Raw genomic sequence first — 16,980 nt, forward strand, 5'->3', positions numbered from 1 at the left:
GAAAGACTAGTCTTTCAACCCGAGATATTCTTTCACCTGGGCGTAATCGTTCCAGTTTACACCAGAACGGGCAGCCATACCACCAGGAATGATGACATAACGGTATTGCCATACCGGAATATTGGGATCATTGGTTGAAGGACGGGTACCTACATTATAGGTAGACTCGATATAAATATTACCGGCCTGAATAACCGGAAATACAAACAGGTCCTTCGCCCCGAAGATCAAACCATTATCTGCATATGGCAATGCCACAATAGAAGGGGCGGTAGAAGTGTTTATGTTCCAGTAAACTTTAACCTCGCCTTTTTCTATAATACTGTCAACGATCTTCGGCGCATCGATAGCCGCTTCAAAAAATGTATCCACGGCATTGAAAGTAACGTTAAGCCATTCAGAATAAATAACATTGGCGCTTCCTGGTTTTCCGGTTGAACCGGTAGCTCCGGTTGCACCGGTATCACCTTTATCGCCTTTTTCACCGGCCGGCCCGGCATCGCCTTTTTTACAGGCCGTGAATAATAATGCAGCAGATACCACTAAAACAGAAGCGCTCCTCAGGAACATGTGTTTCATAATTGAGTTTTTAATATTAAAACAGTTTATGGTTTAGGTTTATCGTTTACGTCTTTTTATTCTGCCTTCTGTATTTCCATTGTATTCAACTTCAACATTCTACATTGGAAATTCATTATTCGATATTTGTATTCTTTTTTCCTCGTCAACAAGTCAACCCGTCAACTCTTCGCTCCCTTTCCTTTGTATTCAACTTCAACATTCTACATTGGAAATTCATTATTCGATATTTTGTACTTCTACCGAATCACCGCAACCCAGCCGCTGTAATTCCGGCTCACGGTTTTAATTACATAGTAGAAGGTACCTACCGGAACCTGTTTCCCTTTCCAGGAGCCATCCCATGGATTGCTGTACCCATGGCTGTTATACACCTGCTGGCCATAACGGTTAAAGATCTCTACCGAACAGTTGGCAACATTGCGCAAACCGGCTATTTCCCACGTATCGTTGGTACCATCGCCGTTTGGACTAAACACATTTGGAATGATCAACACTTTATCGGGCAGTACCATCATGAACTGACGCACCGCCGTGTCCTCACAGCCGATATCATTATAGGCATGCAGGGTAACCGTGTAATTGCCGGGATACTGGTACTGGTGCGATGCGTTCGTGATCGTTGAATTGCCGCCATCGCCAAAGTCCCATTTATAGGTAACTGCGCCGGTTGAGCTGTTAGAGAAACTAAAATTCGCTTCATGAAGTTCCAGTGGCACATTCTCTGCCGGGTTGGTTGAGAACGCAGCCGTTGGATATGTTTTTACATTTATAAGGTTCGTACGTACCAGCGTGTCGCTGCATTTTCCCTGGGAAGTGGCAATAAGCATTACGGTATAAAAACCCGTATTGTTATAGGTGTAGGATGAGTTGAAGCCGCTGTAGGAATAACCGGCGCCATCTCCGAAATCCCATCGCCACGAATCGCTGTTTTGTGATTTGTTATTATAAGTAACCGAAAAAGGCACACAACCAGCCGGTGAACCGGGATCAAAATCAGCCACCGGTTTAGGTAATACGGTGATCAGCACCGAAGGTGCATTAGACATACAGGCGCCATCATTTACAGAAAGACTGATGATGCCGGTTTTGTCGTATTTGACAGTATACGGCCCGAAGCCGCTGCCCGACTGCACCGTTCCCCCACCCCAGTTCCATGTTGCGGTGGCGCCACCGGGGCCACTGCCGGTATAGGTAGCGGTAATGGTTGAACCACTGCAGACCGATGCCTCGTTTACGGTAAAGGAAGCGGTAACCGGCGGAGAAATAACAACCGGATTTGTTGTTACCGTCGACACACAACCGTTCTCCGTTACCTGCAATTGCAGGTTATAGCTTGCAGCACTATTGAATAAGATCGTATGGGGCCCCTGTCCGCTCCCGCTTTGCACCGTAGCCCCGGCAAAGCCAAACCAGTTGTACGTTGCCGTACCGGTTGCATTGCCGGTATAGGTAACCGTTTGGGTAATTCCCAAACAGGTATTGGCAGGTGTAACTGTAAAAGTTGAAGAAGGCGCCGTATTCACTGTTACCGGAACCGTGGCTGAAACGGCGCAACCGTTATTATCCGTTCCACTTACGGTATAAGTTGCGGTAGCAGCCGGCGTAACCGACACGCTGCTTCCGGTTACATTACCGGGATTCCAGGTATAGGCAGCCACCGTACCACCAGAGGCGCTTACCGATAAGTTTACCGGGTCACCCGCACACACTGCGGCCGGGTTCGCGGTTGCCGTTAACATGGCCACCGGCGGCGAAGTCACCGTACCTGAATAATTTACCGTGCAATTGTCAGCCTCTGTGATAGTACATGAATATGCTCCCGCCGCAAGGTTAGTGGCTGTAGCCGTTGTTTGTACGGGCGTTGTGTTCCATGCATAGGTATAGGGGCCCGTTCCGCCCGTTACCGTTAAGCCAATGCTCCCATTGGCATTGGCACAGGTAGCCTGTGTTATAGCAGGCGTAACTACCGGCGGTGTATAGCCAACACCTGCCAGTGCCAGCGCCACCAGTCGTGAAGGCGCGGTTGTGCCCGACAAAAAACTGATCGTAATCGATTGCAGCGTTTTTTTCTTATCGGCGCAGCTCAGGGGAATATCTACCTGGTAGAACCGCGGATTATTGGTTGACACCCCATCTGTAACATAAGGCGGCGCATTTAACCGGGCTGTTCTTCCATAACCGGAATAAACAAAACCTGTTCCGCCAAACCAGTCGAAGATGGTAGGGTTGCCATAATTGTAAGTAGTGCCGTCTGTAAAGTTCAACACTATGTTTATCGTACTGTTCCCTTCGGTTGAGAACAACAACAGGTTCACTACCGAAAAGCTGGCCGGCGTTGCCAGGGTTAAATTGCCCCAGACCATGGTATTGGGTTGCGAACCGCCCGAAGAAAGATACAATACGTTATTACCGGTATACGGTTGCAATTGCCAGGTTTTGGTACCTGAAACAATAGTTCCATTGGTAGGTAACCCGCCGCCCAAACCGTTGATGGCCGCAAAAATGGTCGAGTACATGATATTACTCGAAAGATCAAGCGACGTGCTGGTTACAGTAGTGGCGTCTATACCCGATTCAGCGATCGCATCCTGGTTGAATCCGCTAACGGCAATAGGAGCATACGTTTGCGCAAGGGAACCGGTTGCAATAACCAACCCACCAATCAACAGGCCGATATGTAATCCGATCTTAATCATTGTCTTTTGTTTGAATACGATTAAGGCTTAAGGCTGTGTTCGCTTCGGGCTTTAGGGTTTAGGCTTTGAGCTTTTGGATTTGGACTTTTGGCTTTGAGCTTTTGGCTTTTGGCTTCTTAATGCAACAGGTTCACAGCCCCCTTCCTGACGCTTTCTGTGCCATTGGCCAGCCTTATTTTGAATACATAGAAGTAAACACCCATGGGTTGTAACTTTCCTTTGTGTTTACCATCCCAGCCTCTGGTGTAATCGCTTCCTTCGAAGATCAGCTCACCCCACTGGTTGAACACTTTCATATTGATACCGGCAATGGCAGTTCCATATGCGCGGAAGAATTCGTTCCGGCCGTCGTTGTTCGGACTAAATGAGTTCGGGATAAACACTGCATCGGTAAGCGTTATACCGGTAGCCATACCAATGGCGCTGTTGATACAGGTCTCCACCCCGAGCGCTATAACACTGATGGTCATTTTTTCAACAGGCTGCAGGTTCACGATGTTATGCGTAGTACCAAGACTACCCGATGTGGGCGTGATGTAAGGGCTGCCGTTGACCGACACGATATAACCCGTAGCGCCGGGAACAGGTTGCCAGCTGAAGTTGACGGTGCTGCTGGTTACGGCAGCCACCGTTACCACCGGCGTTGCCAGCGGTCCGTTTATATTTACCTGTTTGCTGGTTGTGGTGGTACAACCGTTCAGGGTCACCTGCAGTTGTATGGTATACATACCGCCTGTGCCGAATACAATGCCGTAAGGCCCGGCCCCGCTGCCATACTGAACCGAAGCGCCTGCGAACCCATTCCAGTTGTAGGTAGCTGTAGCATCTCCATTACCGGTATAGGTAACCGTTTGCGGTGTATTCGGACAAACCGGATCGGGGCTTACCGTGAAAGCAGCCGTAGCAGCCGGGTTAACGGTAATTTCAACTGTATCGGAGGAAGCGCAGCCATACTGGTCTTCTGCGTCAACATAATATTTGGTGGTAGTACCGGGCGTAACAACAATAGCAGATCCGTTTGCACTGCCCGGGTTCCAGGTAAAGGTGGCCGGGGTAGGATATGCTGATGTGTCTGCATATAAGGTGGTGGTTGTTCCTGCGCAAACCTGCAAACTGGTAGCCTTTGCATCAACCGGCGCCGGTGTTACCAGCGTTACGGTAGCCGTATAAGGACGTATACAACCGTTCGAGTCTGTTACATTGCAGGTATAAGTGCCTGCAGCAAGCCCCGACGCAAACGGTGTTGATTGCGCAGGTGTGGTATTCCATGCATAGGTGAATGGCTTAACGCCTCCTGTTATATTCAGCGCTATATTTCCGTTACTGGTATTACCGCAACGGGCAGGTAATACGGTAGAACTGATATTATATGGCTGAATACTTTCCCCTGACAATGCCAGTACCAGAACCCGTGAACCTGTGTTTATGCTGGTATCGATAATGGTAACCGATTGCACCATCTTGTTCTGGTTATTACAGTTTGTCATGAAATCGTGTGAAAAGAATTTTGGCCACACACCTACTCCATCTACATTAAATGGCGGTACGGTATCGCGGCCGATACGCCCCGGACCGGTCAACACCACATTGGCGGTGCCTACATACCAGTCGGCCAGCGGCGCATTTGTCATGGCGCGCTCGGTAGTTCCATCGGTATAGTTGATATCGATATTTATACTGCTCGAGCCTTCTGTTGAAAAAGCCACCAGGCTCATGCGCGCGTAGTAACCCGGGTTAACCAGCGTAAGGGTACCCTCCGTTTTCGTGCTGTCGACCGTACCATACCTCGACAGGTACAAAGCATTCCGGCCTATATAGGGCGCAAGCTGGTAGGTTCGTTTCCCGCTTACAATAGTGCCGTTATCGGGCATACCGCCTGTTACGCCATTGTTTGCCGCAAACGTTGCCGAATACAACACGTGACGCGCCACAAAAGGACTACCATCGATCATGGTAGTGGTGGTGGCCAGCACACTGGTACCAGTATCCGCAATTACGTCGTGCTGAAACCCGGTTACAGCAATCGGGTTATAGGCTGGTTGCGCATAACTGGCGCTATACATGATCAGCAATCCAAGCAACATACCTGCGTAAACAAAGAATTTACCCTGCATTATCGTATTACCCTTTTTAATGCTGTCGTTAACAAACTGGTTATTACGGCGCTGTGTGTTCATCAGTCAAGGCTTTGCTTTTATAATATTTTTGAGAATTATTTTCTTATGATTTTCCTGGATACTGTATGATCACTATAAACCAATTTTACCACGTACACGCCGCTTGCATAACGGCCAAGGTTGAACCGGTAAAACGTAGCCGGCGCATTATTGCCAACGAGTTGCTCCGCTACCTTCTGGCCGGTGCTGTTATACAGGGCAATGCCTTTCAGGTTAACCGGCGGTGCGCTGAACTGTACGGTAAGCGGTCCGTTCGATGGATTGGGTGCAATCAGCCAGCCCTCTTCATTCAGGCTGTTATGTGTTCCTTTTTTGTACAGGTTGATATCGTCTATGTAAACATTGTTCTCGTTACCGGTTGAATTGGCGAAAGCGATCATCACCGGCCCTCTGCCTATATAAGCGGTGAGGTTCACCGAATCTTTTCTCCATTCATTTGCAGCAGGCACAAACGAACTATTGGTAATTCCGCTCCTGGTGCTCAATTGCCCGCCCCATTTTTTGTACAGGCTCGTCCATGTACTACCACAATTGTCACTAACAAGTACCTGCAGCGTATCCCAGCTATTGAATAATGTACCGGCACCGGTGCGGATAGCTGCCGCTACCTGAAATGTGAGAAAAGCCGAATCTGCATCGGTTATGGCAACCTGCGGCAATCGCAGGTAATCGATCTGTCCGTTTTGCGTATAGGAAAAGTTACGCGCAACCATCGATGCGCCGCCGGTTTTCGCAACCCCTGTTACACGTTCCCATGTATAAGAATTATCGGTATTAAGGATGTCCCAGTTGAGCGGCGGAAAGGCATCCGCTTCAAAACCTTCGGTAATCGGCGCCGTAACGGCTGCCGGATAAACAAAAGCCTTGCTCATATTATCGTTGGCCTGGTTCATATCGGCAGTGCCGTTGGGTGAACTGAGTTGTATTGCAAGAGTGTGCGGTCCGTTGGCGCCGGTTGAAACTGCATTTAAGGTTACTGTTACGGCAGAGAGACTGGGTAAGGAACCGGTCCAGCGGGTAAGTACCGGGGTACCGCCATCTACGCTGGCATTGATCTCAACCGAGGTCAAAGGCAATGCGCCATAGTTCCGAAAAGTAATTACAGGTTGAAATTTTGTATCGCACACCCGGTTTACCGGGTTATCTATGCTCAGCAATTGCGCATCTACATCTTTCAGCGGCGACACCGCGGCATTGGAAGTTGTAAGCGACGAACGGAAATTGTTCATCGCCGCTTCCATGCGGGTTACCTGTAGCAGCGTGAACATGGCCATACAACCATCGCTGCTGTAATCCATGTAATTCTGGTACATGACACCCGGTGCGGTAGTTGTACATGCATCGGTAAGCACGCCGGTATGACAGCCTGAAGAAGCATCAGACTGGTTCGGCGTATCGCTTACCCCGTCACTGCCATTGCAGGCGCCATCATCATCGCCCCAGATATGGAACAGGAAAAAGAAATGGCCGGTTTCATGAGTAAGCGTTCGGCCATCATTGTAACCTGCCATAGCGCCGCCGGGCATGGTTACATTGTATATTACCACTCCCTGGTCGTCGGCCGCAGCGCTGGTTGGGAAAGTGGCATAACCCAAAACCCCACCCGACAATTGGCATACCCAGATGTTCAGGTAGCGCGAAGAATTCCAGGCATTGGCGCCGCCCGTACCGGCGTGTTTTACATTATGGTTGGCCGAGCTGAATGACGGCACAGTGGTAGTAACACGGTCGATACCCGTGGTTGGCTGATTGGAAGGCGTACGTTTCGCCAGCACAAACTGGATCTTAGAATGACCGAACAGCGGCTTAAAAGCAGCCGGAATATTTACCGAGTCGCCATTCAAGCCGGCGAAATCGGCATTTAAAACCTTCAACTGATCCTCCACCATTTTATCGGTAACCTCAGTGGGATCTGGTAACACAATATGAAAAACCACCGGAATATAAACCGGTGTTGCCATTTCACGCGCCTGCGGATTGCCTGCACGTTGTGCCGCCAGTTGTTCTATGCGCAAAAGGTCCTGCTGATATCTTTCTTTCAACTGCTGGTCTTTTTCAAACGAAGCCTTCAACAACTCCATGGTTGCACAGCGCTTAATGGGCATATCCTGCGCCTTTGCGGGGAAAACTCCCAGCAACATAACCAGCACCGCTACGCAACCATATCTATTTAAAAGCATTATTATTTAATTTCTGTTTTGCAAATGATTTTTTATGCTGAACGCTACATTCCGAACTTCGGGTTGTTTGAAATTATTCGGGCAGCGCGTATTTCGGAAGCCGGCGTTAAGCGTTCTGCGTTCCGCGTTTTGCGTTTCACCAAACATTGCGCGGACAGCCATCATCGTATTTGTTGCCGATGGTGAAGCCGATCAATAACTCATGTGTTCCATGGCTGTAATTATTCAGTGCGGTTGTTGAATAATCATAAGAGTAACCAACATGCACAGTATTCGATACATTGATGCCCGCCATGGCGGCATACCCATATTTCATGCGATAACTGGCGCCCAACCACAGGAAATCGAGATATTGCAGTTTGGCATTTATATCAACCTGCATGGGCAGCGGATTGATGTATTTGACCAGTACGGAAGGGATGAAGTTGAAATCATCACCCACCAAAAAACGGTAGCCGGCTGTCGCGAACACATGAGGGACAAGCCGGCCCCCGGTTTGCTTCACAGTATTTTCAGTAAAATCAATTTTTTGCGGAAGGATCTGTTGCGCTGAAAGGCCAACGAAATAGTCAGCGGAATACAGGTATAAGCCCGCGCTCAGATCGGGTTTCCATTTGTTGATAGTGCCGCTGCTATATACAGCAGGATCAACGGCGGTAGCAAACTGCAGCTTATCGGTTTGCAGTCCCAGCCTGGTGAACCCGGCGCCAAAACCCGCAGCAATGCTTGTACGCGGGCTGATGCCAAGATGATAAGCATAAGTAATATTGGCCGTGAACTGGTTTAACGGCCCGGTTTTATCATTGATGACCTGCAGTCCGATCCCGTGATGCGGTTCGGCCGCGGTATATTCTTCCCAATACCGTTCTCCCCTTGGATTTTCACCGGGCATTGAAAAAGAAGTAGCAGTTGTTTTATAATCTTTTTTACCTAAAGGTGTATGAGCGGTGAGATAAGTAGTTACGGGCGAACCGTCGATACCAGCCCACTGATGTCGGTGGCTTACCTTGATATCGGTATAATTCTCTATACCCGTCAACGCCGGATTGAGAATATACTGATTAAGGATGTATTGTGTGTAATGCGGCTTTTGCTGGGCCTGCGATTGTACACATACTACCATCAGGATCAGGACTGTTATCTTTTTCATGATGTTTATGTTTTCGGGAATAGGTAACACAGCAGCACGTTGCAAGCTTAACGCTGCAAGCAAAAACAGCGTCTGCAACCGCGAACTGTATTTACTTTTTCATTCTTCATTTTTCATTTCGCAAGAACCTTAAATTCCGTTCGCCTGTTCTTCTGACGCCCATCGGGATCATCACTACCATCCTCATGTGTATTAGGCACAACAGGCATACCCGCCCCGTAGCCTTTGCTTTGCAAACGATCTTTGTTTATGCCTTTGCTTATCAGGTAATCAACTACCACCTTCGCCCGGGCGCCGGATAAGTTCAGGTTATATTTATCATTTCCTTTATTATCGGTGTGCGCCCTGATCTCGATCACCATGGTGGGATATTCGTTCAGCAAACCAACCAGTTTATCCAGTGCCGGGTACGAATCCACACGCAGCGTTGAACTATCAAAATCGTAATACACATTCTCCAGCACGATCACCGATTCAACCTTCGGCTCTTCCTTAACCACCTCTGTAACAGGAACAGGAACCGGGTTGGGTATACTGTCTTTTCTTTTCAGGTTGAATAATTCAAGGCAGCATTCAGCCGAACGGTCAGAGCTCAGCAGCACATCTTCAAGAATGTTTTTGGCGCTGCCGCGGCTGGTGAAATAGATATCGTCTTTTATAGAATTAACCGGGTATCCAAAATTTTCAGGCGTTGCCCAGGCTTCCGGCGTTCCTTTGCTGAAAAAGAAATCGAATCCGCCCATGCCGGTACGGCCATTGCAGGAGAACACCAGTGTGCCGGATGCATCATGGTAATACGGCGCCTGCTCGTCGTTGACAGTATTGATAGTAGCGCCAAGGTTAACAGCCTTGCCGGGTTTTCCATCGGCATCGAGGGTTGTATACCAGAGATCAAAACCGCCGCTGCCGCCGGGTTTATCGCTTGAGAACAATAAGGTTTTGCCATCAGCCATTATAAATGGCTGTTGCGCATTATAACCGGGCGTATTCACCAATGCATCGAACAACACGGGTTCAGCCCAGCCGCTGTCGAGCTTTTTACTGGTATAGATCGCTGAGGTCTTTTTTCCGGCCACTAACGACCAGCGCGTAAGGAACATCGTTTTGCCATCGGGTGAAACAGCAGCCACTCCCTGGTGAATACCCGCCCCTTGTGGAATTTCAATTTGGTTTACGCTTTTCACTTCCCCGTTCTCATACACCGCCTCATACAACCGGTTGAGAAATGGTTTGTCCTTTAAATCACCTTCGGCACGCGTAGAAGTAAAAAGCAACGTGCTGCTGTTAACCCAAACCGGCGAATAATTGGCGCCGCCGGCATTTATCTGTTGCCCCTGTTTTTCTTCGGAATATAATTTCAGGTCGTCCCTGTTCAATTGTTCTCTTATAAAATGCAGGTTCAGCACTTCACTTTTGGCGGAATTGGCGTATACATCCTCCGTTTTGTATTCATCCAAAAACTGTTGAAATGTTCTCTCCGCCCCTTCGTAATTACCCAACGCCCGCAATGTAACGGCATAATAATACAGTGCCAGGGGAAGCTCACTGTTCTTATAACGTAACGCCTGCTCGTAATAGGCTACCGCTTTTACCGGATAGTTCAGTTGACGATAGCTTTCCGCCAGGTTGTATACGGCAAGCTGCACACCGGGCACGGCGCTTTTTACACCAGATGCCGGTTTAACGTTATATGGATTATAATCCTCCGGTTTTGCTTTTGTAGTTTTTGAAGCGAGGTATTTTTCATAATACTGAGCGGCAGAATAATAGTCGCCCTTTTTATAATAACTGTCGGCCGCCTTCAGATAATCAGTCACAAACTGGGCCCGGGCGCCCATTACCCCGGGAATGACAACCAGTATGAGAATTATTTTTTTCATCGTGTTTTTTTGAGTGATTACAACCTTGGACAAATGAAATGCGCTTCGGGGGTTTTGATCGATCTTCTGCCGGTGAAGGACAGCGAGATCTCGAAACTGTTTGAGCCATGCGCCATTTTACCCAGCTCCGATGTATTTACATCGTAGCTGATGCCCAATACCATATTGTTATGAGTAAGGCCAACAAATGGCGAGATGGCATCTTTGATGCGGTAATTGGCGCCCAGCATGACATCGGTGCCTGGCGCTGCATTCAACTGAACATAAGCCCCGGCCATTTTTTCTTCAGCCGTGCCCTGTTTTGAATACAACACGTTGGGAGTAACACTCAGGAACTCTGAAACATTTAACTGTACACCTGCGTGACCGGTATATCTGATTGGTAAACTGGCGTCGCCATTGGCGCTGAAATAGTCTTTTGGTTTGGTAAGATGGGATACGGAGAACCCTGCATATAAATTGGCCTTTTTACCGGGAGCCGCATCGAAGTATAACAAGCCTGCACCGGCATCGAAGGAAGCTGTTTTTGTTTTATTGAAACCATCGGTTGAAGTACCGGGATTGAAACCGGTAATAGGGTCCCACTGATCGCCAAAGGTGAATTTGGAGGAATTGAAACCACGCCAGATCATGCCGAGCTGCAAACCCATCACAATGCGATGGTTCTCTGCAGCGCCCAAACGCACGCCGGTATACGCGAGGTTTGCATAACCCGTCGTATAATAATAACCGCCATCGCCTGCTGTCTGGTTAAGCAGGTTGATGCCTATGTTCACATTGTTATTTGTAACAAACTCTCCACCCAAACCTACCGTACGGAAAGGTTTGCTGATATTCCCCCACTGGTTGCGATAAATGCCCGAAACGCGGTAATCACCGTCGAAAGAACCCGTCAATGCCGGGTTTAGCCAGGAAGGATATACGTAGTACTGCGTAAAATGCGGATCAACCTGCGCCTGCATCGCCTTACCGGCGCCGGTAAAAAGAAGCAACAGCGGCAACAATCGGCTGATAAATGTTCTTCTCATAGCAGTTCTTATTTTGATAATTTTTTGTTATGCGGGCGGACTATTTACTTACATACAAAATGTGATTTTCATAGGGCCGTATTCTCGTTGGTTTTTCTTCTAATATTTTCTTAACCGCGCCAGGGTTCATCCCACTCGCCACTCACTATCCCTTCTTAAAACTGCCAGTTGATCCAGGCCTTGCCATCTTTTGCACTAACCATATCATAGGTGGTTGAATCGAGGCGCACGAGGTAATACCCGCTTGCATCTGCGAACTGTAACCGGGTTCTGGCAACGGGTATTGAATCGGCAGAAGGAACCGTACCCAGCGTACCTAAGAACGGGAAGATGATGCGGCCGTCGCCTGTAAACGTCGGCTGACGATAAGCAGGTCCGTATGCCAGTGACAAGGAATTATTGATGACTTTTACAAAACCCGCCAGGTCGTAATTAGTGCCGCCTGAAGTGCCGTATCTTGGCCAGTATAACAGAAAATAGAAATTTGAAGTTCTGGTTATGCCATACGCATCATCGACACCGTTTACATGGAAACCCTGCGGTGAAACCCAGTAACCACCCTGGCCAAGCGCATACTGCCACCAGCGACGGGGTCCATCCAGGTCGATCTTTATAGGCTGCCCCGAACCAACGATCGAAGAAGCCGTGCCGTTCACACTGAACGACAATGTGGTGTTTGCCGGGTTCCAGCTAATGTTATCCAAAGAAGAAATGGTTGTTGTACCGTCTGAGAATGCGGGCGACAGCACTATACCATCGGGAGTATAATAATAACCGGTAGTTTTTGTTTGTAAATTCCCATTGGCATCTACCCAGGTAAAGGTGATGGTACGGGTGGTTTGGTTAACCTGAATTTCATATTGCACACCCCCAACTACCAGTCTTTTAAAATAGGTGATGTATTTGCTGATATTGCTAAAAAGCCTGTTGCCATGCTTCTTGTCGTAATAATTCTGCATTTCCTGTTGCGTGGCTTTCACGAGGAAGGCTTTGCTCTTATTGAAACGACCGGTCAGTTTTACCGTGTCACCGGCAATACCGTCGATGGCAAATTCAAAATCGGAGCCGAGGCCGGCGCCATAACTACCGCCGTTCACGGCCGCATCGGGATCGGCCAGCACATGCACATAGGAATAGGTATCGAAGATCAATGCAGGTTGTTGCAATGCTTTCAGCCGGTAGCTTGCGGTCATCGGTGTAACCGAAGACGTTGAATCATAATCGGAGAACATTTCAACCCGGTTGCTTTCATTGAATTTGAAATAGAACGACACTACACCACCTTCCAGTCCGGCCGGATAGATCAATCCTTTCCAGCCAAACTGTGAAGAAGTAAGGGCCGACTGATAGGTAGCCAGCGCTTCATTGATCCGCTCATCGGGCGACTTATCAAAAGCATCTTCATGTTTGTTGCATCCGGCGAGTGCGATAGTTGCTGCCAATAAGTATGTAAGAGACTTTTTCATTGATTGTTTTTTTGTGAACCAGAATTCGTGAAACGTGAACGGCAAATGTGAAAGGCTGATACTTCATAACTCACTACTTAACTTTTTCAACCCTTTCAGCCTGTTAACTTGTCAACCTCGAACCTCATTTCCTCACTTTATCAAATCAACCACCTGTGTTCTGACCCTTGTCTGTAAACTATAGAAATCTATTCCCCAGGTATCTTTGAAATAGTTGACCACAATGGCTTCCTTCTGCCGCAACTTGCTTATTGCCTGCGCCTGCGTTACATTATTGGCGCTGGTACCGGCAGGTATGCTGCTCACAATGGCCTCAAAACCCGCTTTTCCTTCCACCAGCATCATCGACACCATTTCCACAAAATCCTCATCGGGTGAAGACTCTGCATACGCCGTCACAAAACCATCGCGGCGTGCATCTGCATCCGATACGTTATTCCAGTTGGAAGTATAAAACCCTACCGAGATGGATTTATATGCCTGCGGGTACATAATGGTCTGGTGAAGGATATGCGCAAACTCGTGCTCAATAGTGTGGAACATCTGTTTGATGTTGAATGAATCTGAAGGCACATAACCGCTCATGGTCTTAGACCTGAAATCATTCAAAACGTACAACACCACTTTTCTTCCGCCTTCAGCCGTACCGAGGGTAATGGTACCGTCGGTGTTCCAGCTGGCGCTGCCGCACAGCGCAAAGAATTTGGGAACGTATTTCTTCATGAACAAAGAATCGGTCTCTGCGATATAGGTATCGATCCAGACTTTCTTTACCGCGCTCAGTGCCGGAATGATCTTGTCTTCTTTCGGCGGCACCAGCGTTTTGTTAAGGCTCAATTCAAATTGATCCCATTTATATTTTACTGCTATGTTGAAGGGTACAGTTAAACTATCGTTGATCCAGGTATCAATCGGGGTATTGGCCCAGGTATCGCCACCCAAACCCGGGATATTTTCAACATCGCCTACCGACTCCTTTTTACAGGAAGCAAGGGAAAGAACGATGCAAATAAACAGAACTGTTTTATGTATATTGTTCACCAGGAAATTTTTTAAATGTTTGAGCCGCTCGAGCAGCGGAACCAACCATGCCGGAACCCTGCTGTCGATAATCATCTCATCGTATGAATTAAATACAGGCCACCAGCCGCTGGCAGATGATATAGGTATCACTTTGGCTGTTGTTCGTTGTTCGGTATGTTTTTCGTGCATCATTGCGTGGAGGGTTTAACGTGGATTTAATTCAACACCGGAGAGCCTGGCCGACTCAGGGATCTGGAATACCCGGCGTTTATCGCCCGCATCCAGTGTGAGCGTTTGCCCGTCTGTTGTAGTATGCGTAACCGGTATATTATAGCGTACCAGATCGAACCAGCGCATTCCTTCCTGTACAAACTCGGCACGTTTAAAATCGAGCAGGGTGCCCAGCAGCGCCAGCCGGAGATCGGACGTACCATAATAGGTTTGCATTTTGCTATTGGTGATCGTGTGCGTGCCTGCATTATAATTGTAAATGCGGGTGGCTGCATAGGCATTCAGGTCCTGCAGCGCATCATTGAGGTTATTGAGATAGATATTGGCTTCGATCCTGTTGAACAACACTTCTTCTGCGGTCAGTAACGGCACCATCACATACGGATAACCAATGGTAGCGTTCACCGATGCCCGCACAAAGTATTCATTGATCTTTGGCAGCATATAGTTGTTGGTACCGGCCGTATAGGTTTGACGTGTGAAAGCGTACGCGCCACCGGTAACGTTCGAATTCAGGATCTCGGTGCGTTTATTGGCGTCCATGCCATAACGCTGGGTGTAATAATTTCTCGCCCACACCGAAGAAGTTTCAACCAGCAACAGGTTGGCGGGTTCGGAAGCTTTTGCATAATTGGCCCACAGCTCCCTGTAGGTTTGCGTGAGATAGGTTGTATTCCATGGACGAAGGATCGATGTAACATTCGAAGTAGAGAATACGGCGTTGGCATAACCAAGCGCTTTGGTATAATCCTGTTTGTACAGGAAGAAGCGCGCAGCAAATGCATTGGCGGCCGCTTTTGTAAAATGGTATCGCGGTACGGTGTAACGCGTATCATCGAGCAGCGGCAAACCGGCCAGCAGGTCCTTTTCTATCATCTCATATACATACTTAACCGTTTGTCGGGAGTAATGCTGGAAGATCACTTTCTCCGGCGTAAGCACATAAGGTATGCCGGCATCAGTTGATGAGCCATTGACATCGTATGGTTTGGCAAACAGGGTCACCAGCATAAAATGCGCATAGGCCCGGCAGATCAGTGCCTCGCCTTTCTGCGAAGAAAACCTGGCCGGGTCGTCAGCCTTTATACAGGCATCCAGCGCCTGGTTGGCAGCAGAGATCGCCGCATAGCAGGCATTCCAGTACCCCTCGGGTGAATCCTGTTCGTTCTCGGTAACGTCTTCAAAAAAATACGGTTGCTTTACAGTAAGGTCGAGCCCGCCTGTTCCTTTATCAGAAACGTTATCTGAAATGGATTCGCAGAAAGCCATGTAATTATTCTGCGGGTAAGCGGTGGCCAGCAACTGCGACACCTGTTCCGGAGATTCCAGGGAAGCCCGGTTATCGGGATTCTTCTCGAGGAATTTTTTACAACTGGTAGTTCCCAGTATCAGAAAGAATGTGGTGTATGATAGTATCTTCTGCATTTTAATTTCTGTTACAGGTTTTAGGTTACAGGTTCCCGGTTCCGGGAAATACAAGAAAATCAACCTCAGCGCCCTCGCAACTGGCATCCGGTAACGGGCTACTGTTCTTATGCCTGCCGGTTGCCAATTCAGGTTACAATCCAATTTTTAAAGCCAACGTTACCTGCTTTTGCACGGGCTGCGCTACGCCCCCGGAATTAAAGAACTCAGGGTCCTGACCACGTAGTTTTTCATCGCTATAGATCAGCCAGGGGTTGGTAGCAGCAGCAGTAACAGATGCGTTGTTCAATCCAAGTTTCTTTACCATCGTTGCAGGCACGGCGTAAGACAGCGATACGGTTTTCAATCGTATCAGGTCGCCTTTAGCCACCCGCTGTGTTGAATAATTGTAATTATTATAAGGATATGCTCCATTCAATTGCGACTGGGCAAATGCATCCAGTATAGAAGGAACATTGGTATATTTTTCATCACCGGGCATGCTCCAGCGATCGTAAAATTCTTTGGGCATGGCATCCAGGTCGGAATAGCTGGTTCTGAATGCCGGATATAACCTGATCGTATTGCCTGCCTGGTAAGTAATGAACACGTTCAGTGAAAATGCCTTGTAATGGAAGGTGTTTGAAAATCCGCCCGTAATGGGCGGATCAACCGGTCCTTCGTATTGCAGGTTGCCTGTCGATTCAGACTGCATATACACCGTTGCGCTGGTCTTTCCTTCTTCATCGATAAAAGTGGGATAACCCGTGAACGGCTCAAGCCCTTTGTATTTTATAGAGAACAGGCTGCGAACGGGGTAACCTTCTTTATTGCCACCTTCTGCACTTACGAGGTTGAAGATATTGGGCTCATTCTTCGCATTGGTGATCTTGGTGGTATTGTAACCAAATGTCACCGTAGTTTTCCAGCCCCAATTCTTTTTACGAATGATCTCAGCGCCTACCAGTATTTCCGCACCTCTTGAATCCATATCGGCATAGTTGGCCGCTTTATATGGCTCACCGCCGATACCCGATGTTTTGATAGTGCTTATAAGGTCGAAGCTTTTACGCTGGTAAACATCGAGGCTCATATTCACCCGTTTATCAAGGAAACCGGCATCTATACCAACGTTGGTCGTATACAATTTTTCCCAGGTAAGA

At 48.1% G+C, this 16,980-nt stretch carries 10 protein-coding genes and 1 pseudogene; all 11 read right to left on the reverse strand.

Annotation, left to right across the window (positions count from 1 at the left end; translation table 11 throughout):
* Positions 1-6: 6 nt before the first annotated feature.
* A complete protein-coding gene (locus A4R26_RS35480; protein ID WP_081168896.1) occupies positions 7-579 on the reverse strand; it encodes a collagen-like triple helix repeat-containing protein in 573 nt (190 codons plus the stop codon).
* Between the two features lie 239 nt (positions 580-818).
* Positions 819-3,278, reverse strand: a complete 2,460-nt coding sequence (locus A4R26_RS23125) for a T9SS type B sorting domain-containing protein (RefSeq protein ID WP_081168897.1) — start codon at positions 3,276-3,278, stop codon at positions 819-821.
* Between the two features lie 116 nt (positions 3,279-3,394).
* Positions 3,395-5,455 carry a gliding motility-associated C-terminal domain-containing protein gene (locus tag A4R26_RS23130; RefSeq protein ID WP_081168898.1) on the reverse strand — a complete coding sequence of 687 codons (2,061 nt, stop codon included), beginning with the start codon at positions 5,453-5,455 and terminating at the stop codon, positions 3,395-3,397.
* Positions 5,456-5,490: 35 nt separating this feature from the next.
* Positions 5,491-7,635 carry a M43 family zinc metalloprotease gene (locus A4R26_RS23135; protein WP_081168899.1) on the reverse strand — a complete coding sequence of 715 codons (2,145 nt, stop codon included), beginning with the start codon at positions 7,633-7,635 and terminating at the stop codon, positions 5,491-5,493.
* 136 nt (positions 7,636-7,771) lie between these two features.
* Positions 7,772-8,785 (reverse strand): PorP/SprF family type IX secretion system membrane protein, encoded by a 1,014-nt coding sequence (locus tag A4R26_RS23140; RefSeq protein WP_081168914.1) that lies wholly within the window; start codon positions 8,783-8,785, stop codon positions 7,772-7,774.
* 113 nt (positions 8,786-8,898) lie between these two features.
* Positions 8,899-10,665: an OmpA family protein gene (locus A4R26_RS23145; protein WP_081168900.1), complete on the reverse strand. Its 1,767-nt coding sequence runs from the start codon at positions 10,663-10,665 to the stop codon at positions 8,899-8,901.
* Between the two features lie 17 nt (positions 10,666-10,682).
* Positions 10,683-11,693: a PorP/SprF family type IX secretion system membrane protein gene (locus A4R26_RS23150; RefSeq protein ID WP_081168901.1), complete on the reverse strand. Its 1,011-nt coding sequence runs from the start codon at positions 11,691-11,693 to the stop codon at positions 10,683-10,685.
* A gap of 155 nt (positions 11,694-11,848) precedes the next feature.
* Complete coding sequence (locus A4R26_RS23155; protein WP_081168902.1) at positions 11,849-13,159, reverse strand: DUF4302 domain-containing protein; 1,311 nt, start codon at positions 13,157-13,159, stop codon at positions 11,849-11,851.
* Between the two features lie 132 nt (positions 13,160-13,291).
* A complete protein-coding gene (locus A4R26_RS23160; protein WP_242674995.1) occupies positions 13,292-14,374 on the reverse strand; it encodes a putative zinc-binding metallopeptidase in 1,083 nt (360 codons plus the stop codon).
* Between the two features lie 12 nt (positions 14,375-14,386).
* On the reverse strand, positions 14,387-15,838 hold the full coding sequence (locus A4R26_RS23165) for a RagB/SusD family nutrient uptake outer membrane protein (protein WP_081168916.1): 1,452 nt from the start codon (positions 15,836-15,838) through the stop codon (positions 14,387-14,389).
* Between the two features lie 133 nt (positions 15,839-15,971).
* A pseudogene (locus A4R26_RS23170) lies at positions 15,972-16,980 on the reverse strand (SusC/RagA family protein); the annotation flags it as partial.

Origin of the sequence: Niastella populi, from assembly GCF_002078015.1 — a bacterium.
Taxonomy (GTDB): domain Bacteria; phylum Bacteroidota; class Bacteroidia; order Chitinophagales; family Chitinophagaceae; genus Niastella; species Niastella populi.